Raw genomic sequence first — 14,127 nt, forward strand, 5'->3', positions numbered from 1 at the left:
CAAGCAGCATCAAAGACAGCAATTGAAGAGTTGTGCTAGACTGCTGTAAACAATGCAACCACGTTAGGAGTAAACAGATGGAAGATCAACAGCAGTGGATCATTGAACAGCTTCAAAAGCTAGCAACTGGTGATAATCAAGTCGTCATGCAGTCTGCTATTGAGCTGATTCAAGCGCAACAAGATGAAATTGATAGTCTTCATGGTGCAATGGAAGGGCAGCTTTGGAGCCCTAATCAATGGCGTAAATAGGCATTAATTGGCTGGCAACGGAAGGGGCAGTTTACCGATGATTTTTTGGTGAGCTTTAACGATTAACGTTACTGGTCCAGCAGTGGGGTTCACTTTATACATGGCACCCACTGTTTTTGTTTGTCCAGCATCGACTGGCGATACTGAATCGTTAATTGCATCGTTATCAGTATCGCTATTGCCACCTGTAATGGAGAGTGATCCGGTTGTCAGTGACTGCCCTGCTTGGGTGGCGGAGATGTATTTCGTCCATGTGTCATCAGGGACGAGTTGCTTTTTACTTGTATTATGAAATGTATATGGGATAAGAAATTGTTGCCGATTTGGCAAGGCTGAGGCGACTAAACGTGGGGTGCCAAGTTTAATGGTGCCTTGTGTTGTTTTTAATGTTTGCTTTGTGAATGTTACCGATTGTGGTTGCGTTTGCTTAGGAACTGCCTTGTGTTGGTGTGATGAATTGTTTTGCTGACCACAGCCAGTTAGAATGACGACCGTTACTAACAATGCAACGGTCAAAGTATGTCTCATTTTCAAAAGTGAAACCTCCAGTGAACTTATTACTATAATCGTGCACCAACCGTCATTCAAACGCAATTATGAAATCGCAGGTGTTGTCATGAACGTAATGCCGGCAAGATGTATATAATGAAGTTAGAATTTTCGATTATGTTGAAGTACCTGTGATGGAGGCCCCAAAGATGGCAAATGAAGCTTTACTAAATGAGTCGATCGATGTCTATATTCATTTTTTGAAATACTTGGATGCCTTTGTTTCAAAACCAGCAGCCGAGTACAATATTTCTTTTGAGCAATACTTGATTTTACATGATGTGTCGCAAGAAGCTGATTTGACGTTAATGGAAATCGCCAGTCGCAGAAACGTAACCAGAAGCGCAGTCTCACGGCAAATTCGGTCGTTACTTTCGAAACAGTTAATCAAGCAGTCGCCTGATCGTGCAGATCGTCGCCGACTAAAGTTAAGTCTAACTGCTCGTGGAAAGACGGCCGAGGCACAGATTAGCGAACGGGTGACACATCGCTTCAGTGCATGGATTAATGAGTTTGGCGAAACACAAGCGAAGCAAGTGCTAACGTTTATCCGCGAATTTGGCACTAAGTTTGCGGATGAGGATCAATGAATCAAACGTACAGTTATCAGTGTGAGCGTATGGGACGTGAGTTATCTTGTCCCATACGCTCACTTTTTAATTTACGAGCTTAAAAAGTAGAAACGTGGCTAAAAGTTAAGCCGCTGTGCCGCCTTCCCGACTTGCTCTCTTTAGATAACGTGAAAGCACGGTCGCTACGGCGATTTTAGGCGTTGTTTGATAGCTAATAAATTTCAACAAGCGCTTACTTTAGACCGGCTGAATTTTGGTGCACACTCTTTTTTGTTGGGCTTGCAAAAAAACTTTATTGTAACCAGTTTCAAATGAGCTTTAGGGCTTGTATTTTAGGATGTTTCGGCACATAGTGTACATGGCTCAAACAAGTAGCTAACGACTACAAGGACGGAGCGCTTACAAATACAATTTAATTGCTGTAAGGCGTAAGTTACGACGACTTAGCAAAAAGCACGTCAAAGCCCCACAACGGATTGACCAGTTTTTTGATGAAGCGTCGCTAGCGACCATCTTTGAAGGAGTAGACCTACTTAAAACGTAGGACTCAAAACGGAAAAGGGGGCACACACATGGGCAAGAAGCATGATAAAAAGGTACGTGACAAGGAACTAGCAGGGGCAACCGCAGGCGGTAGCACAAAAGCTAGTTTTGCGAGCAGTACAGGTGACCACGCTAAGAGTTTAGATGAGGTCAATGGCTCAATTTTGGTACCTCAGCACGCGGGCTACTTCCGCACGCTGCTGGCATACACCGGACCTGGTGCATTGATTGCAGTTGGTTACATGGATCCAGGTAACTGGATTACATCAATTGCAGGTGGGGCGCAGTATAAATACGCGTTAATCAGTGTCATCTTGCTGTCTAGCTTGATTGCAATGCTACTGCAGGCAATGTCAGCTAGACTTGGTATTGTGACTGGGAAAGATTTGGCACAAATGACTCGGGAACGGACCTCTAAGGGAATGGGAATCTTCCTGTGGGTAATTACCGAGTTAGCGATTATGGCCACGGATATGGCGGAAATCATTGGGTCAGGGATTGCACTAGAGCTATTATTCGGATTCCCGTTGATTGTCGGGTTAATTATTACGGCGTTTGATGTGCTGTTACTGTTAGTCTTGATGAAGATGGGCTTTCGCAAGATTGAGGCCATTGTGGCAACATTGGTGGCTGTTATCTTATTCGTCTTTATGTATGAAGTGATCTTGGCGCAGCCACATGTCCCTGAGATTATGGCAGGTTTTGTACCACATCCAGGGCAATTACTGACGCATAAACCCATGTTGTACCTTGCATTAGGAATCGTTGGGGCAACAGTAATGCCACATGATCTGTACTTAGGATCATCAATCTCACAAACACGAGCATTGGATCGTGACGATTCTGCCAGTGTTAAAAAGGCGATTCGGTTTACGGTCGCTGACTCAAACATTCAATTGACTTTAGCATTTGTCGTTAACTGTTTGTTACTGATTTTAGGGGCAGCTCTGTTCTACGGCACCAAGAGTGACCTGGGGCGCTTCGTTGATCTGTTTAATGCATTAAGTAACTCTAAGATTGTTGGTGCAATTGCGAGTCCGATGCTTAGTATGTTGTTTGCCATTGCATTACTGGCTTCTGGGCAAAGTTCAACAATCACTGGTACTTTGGCTGGACAAATCATCATGGAAGGCTTTATTCACTTACGCATTCCACTTTGGGCACAGCGTTTGCTAACACGTATGATGTCCATTACGCCAGTTCTGATTTTTGCTTTCATCTACAATGGTAATGAGGCTAAAATTGAAAACCTACTGACGTTTTCGCAGGTGTTCTTAAGTATCGCGTTGCCATTCGCGATGGTACCACTGGTAATGTTTACTAGTAATGAAGACTTAATGGGCGAGTTTAAGAACCGACCATGGGTCAAATGGACGGCGTGGTTGGTAACAGCCATTCTGATTGTGCTGAACCTGTGGCTAATCGTTGGGGTCTTCACCGGCTGATGCGATAAAAAATTGAATTCAAAAAGGCTTCACCGTCAATGTTTTTTGACGGTGAAGCCTTTTAATTTGGTGCAAATTAGTGATGCTGACGGATGAAATGTGGAATTGTCCAAATGATGATGTCAACAGTGATTCCGGCAAAGACAAGTGGTGGATAGACATATGTTAAGAGCAACGTAAATAAGTTGATCAGAAAGGAAATCCACTCCAGGTAGCGTCGTGCTTCAATAGCAGGATTTAACTTCGTAACATTTTCTCGCAATAAACCAAAGGCAACGTTATACAAGATAATATTTATGGCATATAAAATTGCGGGGATGCGTGCATGGATATCTGTTCCAATCCAGGCGGTCGTTGCAGGTAGCAGTGATGTCCAAAATAGCAGGAAGATATTTAGCCACAACGTATTATTATTGATTTCGGTCACGTTTAAGAATAGGTAGTGATGATTGATCCACATAATTGAAATGAATAGAAATGTGAAAACGTAGGCCATGAACTGTGGTGCAATATGGACTAATGCAGACAGAGAATGATTATCATCTGGTAAGTGAATTTCTAAAACTAAAATGGTTAAGACGATAGCAATCACAGCATCGGTGAATGCCTCAAAGCGTTCCTTTTTCATATTTTTCCTCGGTGTCGGTGTGTCGGATACAAAAATGAGTCTGAAACATAATTGAATATGTCCCAAACTCTCTTGATGCAAGTTTTAGTTATTCTGGTTATGGAGGCGGCGGGGATCGAACCCGCGTCCAAGCACATCGCCACCCGAACCTCTACGCTCATAGTCAAACCATTTGAATTTCACTAACCAAAACGCCGTTTGACAAGGCAACCGTGATTAGCTAAGCCTGGTTAATCTCTTCTGCTTCCTTCAGGCGGGAAGTCGCAGCGTAGCCCATGATTTTGAGACCCGAACCCCGCTACCTGGGCCGTAACGGACGGATCTACGTTAAGCTACAATTAAGCAGCTAAAGCGTAAGAATTGTTATCTTTTGCAGATAAAAATTGGGTAGCGTTTTTACGTGGCCGCAACCCACGAAGCGCAGTTCAAGCTCGACCTATACCTGTCGAATCCAGAACGCCCCCGAAAACTTGCTTCATTATCATAACACGTCCATGAAAAAGCGTCCATGAGTGGACACATGACGGTAATTTTGGAAAAAAACTTCAAGCGGTTGCACAAACCAGTTCGTGAAAATAATTTTCTTTACAACAATTAAATTAATTGGGCTAGTCCATAGAGGCTAAGGCTACGCGGATTCAAGCAGGTACTTGATTTGAAAGGGAAGCTAACGAACGATTAAATCGATAAAAAGGCTTGTAAAAACGCTTTCATTGTTAGAGAATAAAACGTAAACATTTTTCACATGCAGTTTGGAAAACAAGGAGAATAACATGGCTAAGAAGAAAAAATTGATTGGGGTTGACCTTGGCGGGACAACTATTAAATTTGCGATTTTAACATTAGATGGGGATGTCCAACAAAAGTGGAGTGTTCCAACAAATATCTTGGATGAAGGGGCACACATCATTCCTGATATCATTCATTCGATCAATCATCATTTGGATTTGTACAAAATGTCTGCTGATGATTTTGTTGGTATTGGTATGGGGACTCCCGGAACGGTTGATTTAAAGGCTGGTACAGTAACTGCCGCTTACAACTTGAACTGGAAGACCACACAAGCTGCCAAAGAACAAATTGAAGCCGGTACAAAGCTACAGTTTGCCTTAGACAATGATGCTAACGTAGCAGCCTTAGGTGAACGTTGGAAGGGTGCTGGTAACAATGAGCCCGACGTTGACTTCATTACTTTAGGAACCGGTGTTGGTGGGGGGATCATCGCTAGCGGTCGTCTACAACATGGTGTAAATGGTGCCGGTGGTGAAGTTGGTCACGTGACCGTTCAACCTGGTGGCTACTTATGTACCTGTGGTAAGCATGGTTGTTTAGAAACATATGCTTCGGCAACAGGTGTCGTTCATTTGGCACATGACTTTGCAGAAGAATATGCTGGCAACTCCAAGCTAAAGAAGATGGTTGATAATGGCGACGAAATCACCTCTAAAATCGTTTTTGATTTAGCAAAACAAGGTGACTTTTTGGCCAATGAAGTAACGAATAAGGTTGGTCAATACCTTGGCTTAGCTGTTGCGAACATGGCAAATGTATTGAACCCAAGTTACGTTGTTATCGGTGGTGGGGTTTCTGCCGCAGGTCAATTTCTCCTAGACTTGGTTGATAAGACTTTCCAAGAAGAAGCCTTTGCAACCGTTCGGGATTCAACGACCCTTAAATTAGCTAAACTTGGGAATGATGCCGGTGTTATCGGCGCATCTTCATTAGCACTACGTTTTGCTGATGATGCCGACTTAAGCGACTCAGCTAAAGTAGCAAACGTTGCCGCCCAAGTTGTTGAATAATTGAAATTAGTACACGCATAAGCAGAGAGAATTGGAGAGTTTGAAAGAATGGGCATTCTTATTGCATTAGTTCCCGTCATTGCCTGGGGGAGTATTGGACTCGTCTCAGGGCGACTGGGGGGATCGGCGGCACAACAAACATTGGGGATGACCATGGGTGCTGTAGTCTTCGGCATTATCGCATGGTTTATCTACCAGCCAACATTAGACGGTAAAGTTTGGTTAGCAGGGATTGTTTCAGGGATGCTGTGGGTTTTAGGCCAAGGCGGTCAGTTTACGTCGATGAAAGCCATTGGTGTTTCAAAAACAATTCCATTATCAACCGGGTTACAACTAGCCGGTAATGCATTAGCCGGTGTGCTGTTATTCCAGGAATGGACGACAGGACGTCAGTACACGATGGGTACGGTAGCGGTGGTTGCTTTAATCATTGGTGCTACATTAACGTCACGGCGCGATAAAAAGACAGCGACACAAACTGATCAACACGAGGATATGGCCGCTGGTGCACGTGCGATGACCTATTCGACGGTTGGTTACGTGGCTTATACGATCGTTATCAAAGCCTTTGAAAAATGGGGTCATGTTGGTGATCCAACGAACTTCACACATGCAGTTGTTTTACCACAATCAATCGGAATGTTTGCCGGTGCATTGGTCTTTGTCTTTATTATTGGCGCACAAAAGGACATGTGGCAAATGCCTACCTGGAAGAACATCATTACCGGGTTGTTCTGGGGAACTGGGAACCTCTTCATGTTCTTAGCAACGGTCAAAGTTGGATTAGCAGTTGCCTTTTCGATGGCACAGATGGGTATCATCATCTCGACCTTTGGCTCCATCTGGCTACTCGGTGAACGCAAAACACACTGGGAAATGGTTAACATCATTATTGGCTCAGCCTTGATTATTGTCGGCGGAATCCTATTAGGAACCATGTAGAAAAACTAAAAAGTCATCGTGCAGAATTAATTTTGCACGATGACTTTTTAGTTTGTTCACCCGATCAGGACAATTAGCGGTACCTAGACCAAAAAAACTTTAATTGGTCTAGGTGGCGTCAGACTGGTTGGCAGCTGTTTTTTACACGTTTCTTTTGGTATATACCAATCCTGTGAGACGGCTTTCATTGCCCGTAGAGTCACGTTTTAGTGTATACTTGAAACCGTAATCATAATAAAGAAAGAGGTAGGACAAGCATGGCATATATTTCTTTTGACAGTTCCAACTTATCAAAATTTGTACAGGACAATGAACTGGGCGAAATGCAGGCAATGGTAACTGCTGCAGATTCTGAATTACGTAATGGTACAGGTGCGGGTGCAGAATTTCGGGACTGGCTTGATTTACCATCTAACTACGATAAAGACGAATTTAGCCGCATTAAGGCAGCTGCAAAGAAAATCCAAAGCGATTCTGAAGTATTGGTTGTCATCGGTATCGGCGGCTCATACTTAGGCGCTCGAGCAGCCATTGATTTCTTAAATGAAGCTTTTTATACAGCGCTACCTGCTAGTGAACGTAAGGGTGCACTAGCATTGTTTGCTGGGAACTCCATTTCATCATCTTACGTGCATGATTTGATTCACGTGATTGGCGACCGTGACTTCTCTGTAAACGTCATTTCTAAATCAGGAACAACGACGGAACCATCCATTGCCTTTAGAATCTTTAAGGATAAGTTAGTTGCTAAGTATGGCGAAGCAGGTGCTAAAGAACGCATCTATGCCACGACTGATCGTGCGCGTGGTGCGCTGAAGACAGAGGCAGATGCTGAAGGGTATGAAGAATTTGTTGTGCCTGATGGTATTGGTGGTCGTTTCTCTGTACTAAGTGCTGTTGGTCTGTTACCAATCGCCGCCGCTGGTGAAGATATTGATCAGCTGATGAAGGGTGCTGCTGATGCAGCTGCTGACTACACATCTGATAAATTATCTGAAAACGATGCTTACCGTTATGCTGCTTTACGGAACATTTTGTACCGTAAGGGTAAGACGACTGAATTATTGGAAAACTACGAACCAACCATGGCCTTTTTCGCTGAATGGTGGAAACAATTGATGGGTGAATCAGAAGGGAAAGATCAAAAGGGCATTTACCCTTCAAGTGCGAACTTCTCAACTGACTTACACTCATTAGGTCAATACATCCAAGAAGGCCGTCGGAACTTGATGGAAACTGTCGTTAAGGTTGATAAACCTAACTACGATATCGATATTCCAGAAGAAGAAAATGATTTAGACCAGCTTGGCTATCTTGAAGGCAAGACGATGGACTACGTGAATACACAAGCCTTCCGTGCCGTTACCTTAGCACACACGGATGGGGATGTGCCTGTCATGGCTGTTCATATTCCTGATCAAACTGCTTATTCACTTGGCTATTTAATCTACTTCTTTGAAGTAGCAGTTGGTATTTCTGGATACCTGAACGGGATTAACCCATTCAATCAACCAGGGGTAGAAGCTTATAAAGTCAACATGTTTGCCCTGCTTGGCAAGCCTGGATTTGAAGAACAAACTAAAGAAATTCAAAAGCGTGTGTAATAAAAATAATTACAGCGACTTGAACTTTGGACCACGTGTTCACTATTTAAGCTCGTAAATCAAAAAGCGTGTTTGGGGCTTATGTCTCAAACACGTTTTTTGGTTAAAAGCAGATTTTTCGACGGTCATCAGGCTTCTCGTTACACTTGATTCAAATGGTAAGTCATTCGTGAATCAAGTTCTAGGAGGATATAAACATGGCTGTTAAAGATCGTTTCGATGCACAAAAAGAAGAAATGTTGGGTAAGATGAAAGCTGCTGCCGGTGGCTTTTCCGGTGATTCTGAAATGGAAGCCAAGGGTAAAGAACAAGAATTGGCTGGCAAGGCGAAGGATAAAATTGCCGCAACAAAGGATAGAGCAGCTGAAAAGATAGCATCAGTAAAAGAAAAGGCTGCTAAGAAAACCAGTGAATTTAGTGATAAAGCGACTGAAAAACTAGATCGTTAAGATCCCCAAATAAACCCGTTGTTACCGTTTGTCAAACGGAAACAACGGGCTTATTTGGGGATCAACGCTTTTCAGGCATCTGTTTTGACTAATGGTAACAATTATTTTTAAATTAAGTAAAGAAGCTGTTCATTATAAAAGAAGGCGGTTTATGACAATGATTACTAACGCAACAGAATTTATTACAGACCTACACCAGGTACTCCGTGGTGCTTTGAAACAGGCAGATAATGATGTGACTAAGACACTTAAGGCAGTAGTGTATAAATTACACCACACGCAGTCGCTTCATTATGAATTGTCCCGTTGGCGTTGTTCGGATACGCGTGATCATGAATTTACGTTTCGATTGAACGATGATGGGAGCTATACGTATATGACGCAGAGCTAATTTTTAGAAAGGGGGGTGCAAAATGACTTTTATCACGCTACTTCAAGATTTACGAAAAGATCAGGACTGGACTGTTAAGGATTTAGCAGAAGAGGTTGGCGTAGCAAGCCATACGGTCACGGCCTGGGAACGGGGTGCACAGTTTCCCACTATTGATCAATTATTAACTGTGTGTGAGTTGGCGGGGATAGAATTGAGCACCTTGTTGCAGGAAGATGTAACGTTGCGTCAGCAGATAACGATTGGTGATAAACCAACGGTAACGCATATGAACGGGTGGCAATTTTTGGGCAGCTATTGGTGGATCATTCTGGCAATTGGTGGCTACTTAAGTTGGCTGGTGCCATATTTCATTCGGGTTTTAAATCACTAGAACTAACGTAATTGTGACAATATTAAATAATGGGACAGCAATCAAGCCACGAGTCTAGCTTGATTACTGTCCCATTATTTTTGATTCGTACATCGTTTAATTAATGAAAGTCCCATTATTTTGAATGTAGGCCATTTCATCGAAAACAATATGTTGCTGAAGGGCTTCTGCCATGTCGATAGTGATGTCACCACGGTTAATCGCAGCCTGGAAGAACTCATACTCTGCATGAAAAGCAGCCAGAAACAGTTGGTAAACGACTTGTTCGTCTGGTGATGGCATGTTAATTCGGCGATGACGCTCACGGTAAAAGCGTTGAACAGCGTGCAATTCAACCGTAATACCACTGCCTTTTTCATGGCGGTAGCCTTTTAATGCTGCTAAAGCTGCCTGAAAACCGACTTCTTCAATAGGGCGGATGTCTTCGTGATGGGCTGCAAACTGCTTTTGCCAATAGTATTGTTCTGCAATAAGTGGCGTGGTGAAGAACATGTCCTGACCAGTTTGTAAATCTTGGTACAAACGTCCTGTGTGAATTCCGAAACGAATGCGTAAGAGTAAATTTTGAACTAAATTATTATCCACAGTCAGCAAACTCAAGTCTAAGAATTCTTTGTAGTACTTAAATTCATCTGCAGTAATTTCACCATGGGTGTGCATTTCGGTAATGGCCGCATGCTCGGCGGCATAGGCAAGCTCGTATAATTTGCGACGCTCACGATGGTTGGATCGGTTCGTTTGATGTAATTGTTGACTTAACGCATCGACGACGATTTGTGCTTCAGCTGGGTGATCTGTGTTATTGCGGATATGGTTCATGGCGGTCATAATCATTTCACGAGTCCACTGTGCCAAAGGCTTTTCTTCGACTGTTGCGGCAGGTAGCTGCGTGATTTTTGGAACTGTGATGGCCGCTACAGTCAAACTAAGCAAGATCACAATGCTGACAACAAAGATTAAGGCATTTCGATCAATTGTGGCATTATGATTCGTAATTGTTGGTAGCAGGAAAGCCAACGAAAGTGAAATAGTTCCGCTGGCACCACTCACGGCCATGAGCCAGCTGTCGGTCCAACGATGCTTACTTTGGACATGCATCCATACAAGGTAGCGCGTCCATAGCAGGCGAATGACAAGTTTTAAACCATATAGAACGAAGCCAAGCAAAATCAGCTGTAACAGCAATCCTGGTGTCCGACTGGTAATATGACTGATAATCGTTGGTAAGGAAACGCCTAGAAGAATAAAGATGAACCCGGTCAACGCCTCTTCAACAATTTCCCAAATGTTAGCCCGGACTAATTGCATGCGAGTGGAAATCAACTGGAGATTATCATTTTCAACACCTTGGACTAATCCAGCCGCGACAACAGCTAGGATCCCAGATAAGTTTAAATGCTCCGCTGTGAAGTAGACTAAAAAGGGTACGATTAATTCTAAAGCGATCATGACAAACGGGCGGTCGTCACCAAAAGCAATGAGCTGTTTGCGAACAAAATGAAACAGCGCACCAATGATGGCACCAATGACAAGCCCTCCTAAAAATTCTAGTATAAAGACACCAACGGCGCCGTTCACAGAAAACGTACCAGTTGCAAATGCTAATAGTGCTAAATCAAATGCCACGAACCCAGAAGCATCATTGAAAAGTGATTCATTCTGAAGAATCGTGAAGGGAATTTGAAAATTGGGATTTGGTTTTGCAAAAGCACTGACGGCGGAAGCGTCTGTCGGTGTTACGATCGCACACAAGGCGAATGCGAGTGCCAAGGGTAAAACTGGAAACAGTAGATGTAACGCTGCGCCAACAATAACGACAGTCGCAATCACTAAGGCAATCGAAAGTGATGCGATGTTGATGGCACCTCGTCCAATCCAATAGCGTGAAGCTGACTGTGCCTCGTTATAAAGTAATGGTGTAACCACGAAGAATAAGAATAATTCAGGGTTAAATGTAAAATTGTGGTACAGCGGAAACAAGGAAATAACAATACCGACAAAAATGAAGTAAAGCGGTAAAGGAATAATGCTGAGGTGGTTATGGCCAATTACGGCGGCCACGACAGCAAGTAAAATAATGAGAATAAAAAAAGTGCTGGTCATTGCGCAAGCCCTCAATTATGCCTAAATTTAAATAACTTGATGCTCTTATTGTAGTGGAAAATCACTTATTTTTATACAGTAGGCACTTTTACAGTAGAAGAAGCTTATAATGTGGGCAATAAAAGACGGGGTTAATAAAAATGCAAAAACAAATGCACTTCGAAATTGAGACAAGCGCGCAGCCTGAACCACTTTTTGATGCAGTTGCCGATATGCCTAATTATCAACGATGGTTGCCAAAATCAAGTGCCTTTACAGAAACGGTTGAGGTGAGTCCGTACCCAGTTCAAGCAGGGACAACATATTTAGATTACGGCGCGCAAGGTCAGCGTCCCGGTGTCGTATACAGATATGAGGCGCCGACTTTGCTGGGTTTTAAGCATAGTATGAGTATCAAACGGATGGGGCTTGTTGTTCAAGTTGACGTTGCCATTTTATATCATTTTGAAAAGAACGCGGGTGGCACGTGCGTAACACGTGATTTGACCATGTATATAGACGCCAAAGGATTGGCATTATTGCTGACGCCGTTTGTAAATGCAGCGTTCACTGCTGAAAACAAGCGGGTGATGCGCGCACTTAAACGCTATGGTGATCAGTTATAGTTTCGCACTCTCTCGTTAACCGCCAAATAAAAGCTCAAAAAAACGCTACAGTTGTCTACGTGCACAGACAACCGTAGCGTTTTTTTTGAGCTTTCAACTTACACGAAGTGAACGGATATTGTCGCAATTACGGCGGTGAGTTTACTTAAGCGGTTACTGGGTTTGTACCTTTGCCTGCAAAGCGGGCAAAGGTACTTCTCCACCGTCAAGTCATTAGCGATAGAGGGCAGATGTCGTGCCGAGAGCGGTGGCTGCGCAAGAATTGCGCAAAGCCTGAGCGGTAAGGCTACATCTGCCCGACGACGAGTGAAACGAGCTCGCTAATGGCTTGATGGTGGAGAACATTGCAGTGATTACTTTAGGAGCCGTTGCAAACCCTTGTCATACCAACTTGAGGGTAAAAAACGTGCCATACCCATCATCGTTTTGGCTAAGTAACCAATGGCGTAACGTGGCCGTGGATGCTTAATGAGTGCGGATTTGATGATTAAGTCGGCTACGCTTTCTGCGCTGACTGATTTTGTGCCGCCGGTTTTAAATAAAGCATCCATCTTTTGCGCTAAATTTTCATACGCAGAATTAGCAAATTGCTTCTGAAAGTGAGCCTCACCGGAGCTCATCGGTGTTGCAATGCCATTGGGTTCGACCAAAGTCACCTTGATTCCAAATGGGGCGACCTCAACACGAAGGGTATCAGTTAGCACTTCTAGTGCATGCTTCGTGGCAGCATACCAGCCCAACATTGGCTGATATGCCTGTCCCATAACGGAGGATACGTTGACGATTGTGCCACTTTGCTGGTTTCGCATTGTTGGTAAAACAGCGCGAATCAGACGCATAACGCCGAGGACGTTTACCTCGAGCTGAGCCTTTGCCTGTTCGTCCGTAACAAGTTCCAAAGGACCGTTTGCTGCAAAACCAGCAATGTTCAATAATGCATCAATGTGATCATGTTTGGATAAGATTGTTGCCATGGTTGCTTTAATTGCTTGATTGTTAGCTAAATCCACGTCGTATAATTCGACGCCTAGCTGTGTGAGTGTTGCTTGTGTTGTCGCATGGCGGGCGAGGCCGATGACCTGATGGCCTTGTTCGGCAAGCTTGGTTGCAGTCACGAGACCAACTCCTGATGAGACACCGGTCACTAACATTGTTTTCATTGTCATAAAAAATCTCCTGTTGTAAGTATGTGGAGATAGTTTACGACAGTTATTGTTTACAAACGAGCGCGCAAAACCGCCGTTTGTTCTAAAATGCGCATCTTTTTTGAAAGTTGCCGATTTTACTGGAGTTGCTGTTGATAATCTGCCAGCACATCTTTTAATAGTTGTTTCAAATCACCTTCAGAAATGGGCTTGGGATCATCATTCCATTTAATAAATGTACCCACGATGCTGCCGGCCAGACCATACGTCGCATAATCGGGATGCGGTGATTGTAAAATGAGTTTGATGATAGGTTCTTGACTATTTGGATTAGCGACCGCCGCTTGGCTGAACAAACGACTGAATAGTTGAATGAGATCGTAATAAATATCATGCGCATGGTTGTAGCGCGTTAAGTTTTCGAAAACGGTCCAATTGGCGAGCAGTCTGTCACTAATTAGTGTTACAAAATCGGTTGCTGGTGATAAATCACTTTCACTATAGGAAAATGCATCTGCGATAAATGCTTGCAATAACGCATATTTATCAGTGAAGTATCGGTAAAAAGTACTATGGTGAATTAATGCTTGCTCGCAAATCATGGCGATGGTGATTTGATCAAACGGGTGAGTTTGCAATAATATTTTTAAGGCAGTCAGGATATCAAGCTGCGTGCGTTGCTGCTTTCTTGTTAAGGACATGGGTTAGCAACCTCGTTTAAATTT

Annotated in this window: 15 protein-coding genes and 1 other RNA gene; 10 read left to right on the forward strand and 6 right to left on the reverse strand. The window is 43.5% G+C overall.

The annotated features are described in order from the left end of the window. The first annotated feature begins 77 nt into the window (after positions 1-77). A complete protein-coding gene (locus IV55_RS10510; RefSeq protein WP_169790615.1) occupies positions 78-251 on the forward strand; it encodes a hypothetical protein in 174 nt (57 codons plus the stop codon). Between the two features lie 3 nt (positions 252-254). Here the strand turns inward: IV55_RS10510 and IV55_RS03250 are convergent, their stop codons facing one another. Next, the gene (locus IV55_RS03250) at positions 255-779 is read right to left on the reverse strand and encodes a DUF5067 domain-containing protein (protein WP_057809326.1); all 525 of its coding nucleotides are present in this window, start codon (positions 777-779) and stop codon (positions 255-257) included. A 170-nt stretch (positions 780-949) separates the two neighbouring features. Between IV55_RS03250 and IV55_RS03255 the strand changes: the two genes are divergently transcribed. Further along, complete coding sequence (locus IV55_RS03255; protein WP_057809328.1) at positions 950-1,390, forward strand: MarR family winged helix-turn-helix transcriptional regulator; 441 nt, start codon at positions 950-952, stop codon at positions 1,388-1,390. Positions 1,391-1,944: 554 nt separating this feature from the next. Beyond that, on the forward strand, positions 1,945-3,360 hold the full coding sequence (locus IV55_RS03260) for an Nramp family divalent metal transporter (RefSeq protein WP_083483914.1): 1,416 nt from the start codon (positions 1,945-1,947) through the stop codon (positions 3,358-3,360). A gap of 76 nt (positions 3,361-3,436) precedes the next feature. Here the strand turns inward: IV55_RS03260 and IV55_RS03265 are convergent, their stop codons facing one another. Both IV55_RS03265 and ssrA read right to left on the reverse strand, forming a co-directional pair. Further along, positions 3,437-3,988 carry a TMEM175 family protein gene (locus IV55_RS03265; protein WP_057809330.1) on the reverse strand — a complete coding sequence of 184 codons (552 nt, stop codon included), beginning with the start codon at positions 3,986-3,988 and terminating at the stop codon, positions 3,437-3,439. 97 nt (positions 3,989-4,085) lie between these two features. After that, positions 4,086-4,452: a transfer-messenger RNA gene (ssrA, locus tag IV55_RS10150) on the reverse strand. A 309-nt stretch (positions 4,453-4,761) separates the two neighbouring features. On the opposite strand from ssrA, the gene IV55_RS03270 reads away from it, so the two are divergent. From IV55_RS03270 to IV55_RS03295, 6 genes are all read left to right on the forward strand, one after another. Further along, entirely contained in the window at positions 4,762-5,790 is a 1,029-nt protein-coding gene (locus IV55_RS03270) for an ROK family glucokinase (protein WP_057809332.1), read from the forward strand. Between the two features lie 48 nt (positions 5,791-5,838). Then, positions 5,839-6,732 carry a GRP family sugar transporter gene (locus IV55_RS03275; protein WP_057809334.1) on the forward strand — a complete coding sequence of 298 codons (894 nt, stop codon included), beginning with the start codon at positions 5,839-5,841 and terminating at the stop codon, positions 6,730-6,732. Positions 6,733-6,989: 257 nt separating this feature from the next. Beyond that, complete coding sequence (locus IV55_RS03280) at positions 6,990-8,336, forward strand: glucose-6-phosphate isomerase (protein ID WP_057809336.1); 1,347 nt, start codon at positions 6,990-6,992, stop codon at positions 8,334-8,336. 197 nt (positions 8,337-8,533) lie between these two features. Continuing rightward, on the forward strand, positions 8,534-8,785 hold the full coding sequence (locus IV55_RS03285) for a CsbD family protein (RefSeq protein ID WP_057809338.1): 252 nt from the start codon (positions 8,534-8,536) through the stop codon (positions 8,783-8,785). A gap of 151 nt (positions 8,786-8,936) precedes the next feature. Then, positions 8,937-9,176 carry a hypothetical protein gene (locus tag IV55_RS03290; RefSeq protein WP_057809340.1) on the forward strand — a complete coding sequence of 80 codons (240 nt, stop codon included), beginning with the start codon at positions 8,937-8,939 and terminating at the stop codon, positions 9,174-9,176. Between the two features lie 22 nt (positions 9,177-9,198). Next, the gene (locus IV55_RS03295; RefSeq protein ID WP_057809342.1) at positions 9,199-9,549 is read left to right on the forward strand and encodes a helix-turn-helix transcriptional regulator; all 351 of its coding nucleotides are present in this window, start codon (positions 9,199-9,201) and stop codon (positions 9,547-9,549) included. Positions 9,550-9,645: 96 nt separating this feature from the next. Here IV55_RS03295 and IV55_RS03300 read toward each other — a convergent pair whose 3' ends face one another. Beyond that, a complete protein-coding gene (locus IV55_RS03300; protein WP_057809344.1) occupies positions 9,646-11,652 on the reverse strand; it encodes a cation:proton antiporter in 2,007 nt (668 codons plus the stop codon). Between the two features lie 140 nt (positions 11,653-11,792). On the opposite strand from IV55_RS03300, the gene IV55_RS03305 reads away from it, so the two are divergent. Next, positions 11,793-12,257 (forward strand): SRPBCC family protein, encoded by a 465-nt coding sequence (locus tag IV55_RS03305; protein WP_057809346.1) that lies wholly within the window; start codon positions 11,793-11,795, stop codon positions 12,255-12,257. A gap of 353 nt (positions 12,258-12,610) precedes the next feature. On the opposite strand, the gene IV55_RS03310 is transcribed toward IV55_RS03305, so the two are convergent. Together IV55_RS03310 and IV55_RS03315 are read right to left on the reverse strand one after the other, a co-directional pair. Further along, positions 12,611-13,423, reverse strand: coding sequence for an SDR family NAD(P)-dependent oxidoreductase (locus IV55_RS03310; protein ID WP_057809348.1), 813 nt, complete (start codon positions 13,421-13,423; stop codon positions 12,611-12,613). A gap of 116 nt (positions 13,424-13,539) precedes the next feature. Further along, positions 13,540-14,103, reverse strand: coding sequence for a TetR/AcrR family transcriptional regulator (locus IV55_RS03315; protein ID WP_057809350.1), 564 nt, complete (start codon positions 14,101-14,103; stop codon positions 13,540-13,542). Positions 14,104-14,127 lie beyond the last annotated feature (24 nt).

It is taken from the genome of Furfurilactobacillus siliginis, from assembly GCF_001437435.1.
Taxonomy (GTDB): Bacteria; Bacillota; Bacilli; order Lactobacillales; family Lactobacillaceae; genus Furfurilactobacillus; species Furfurilactobacillus siliginis.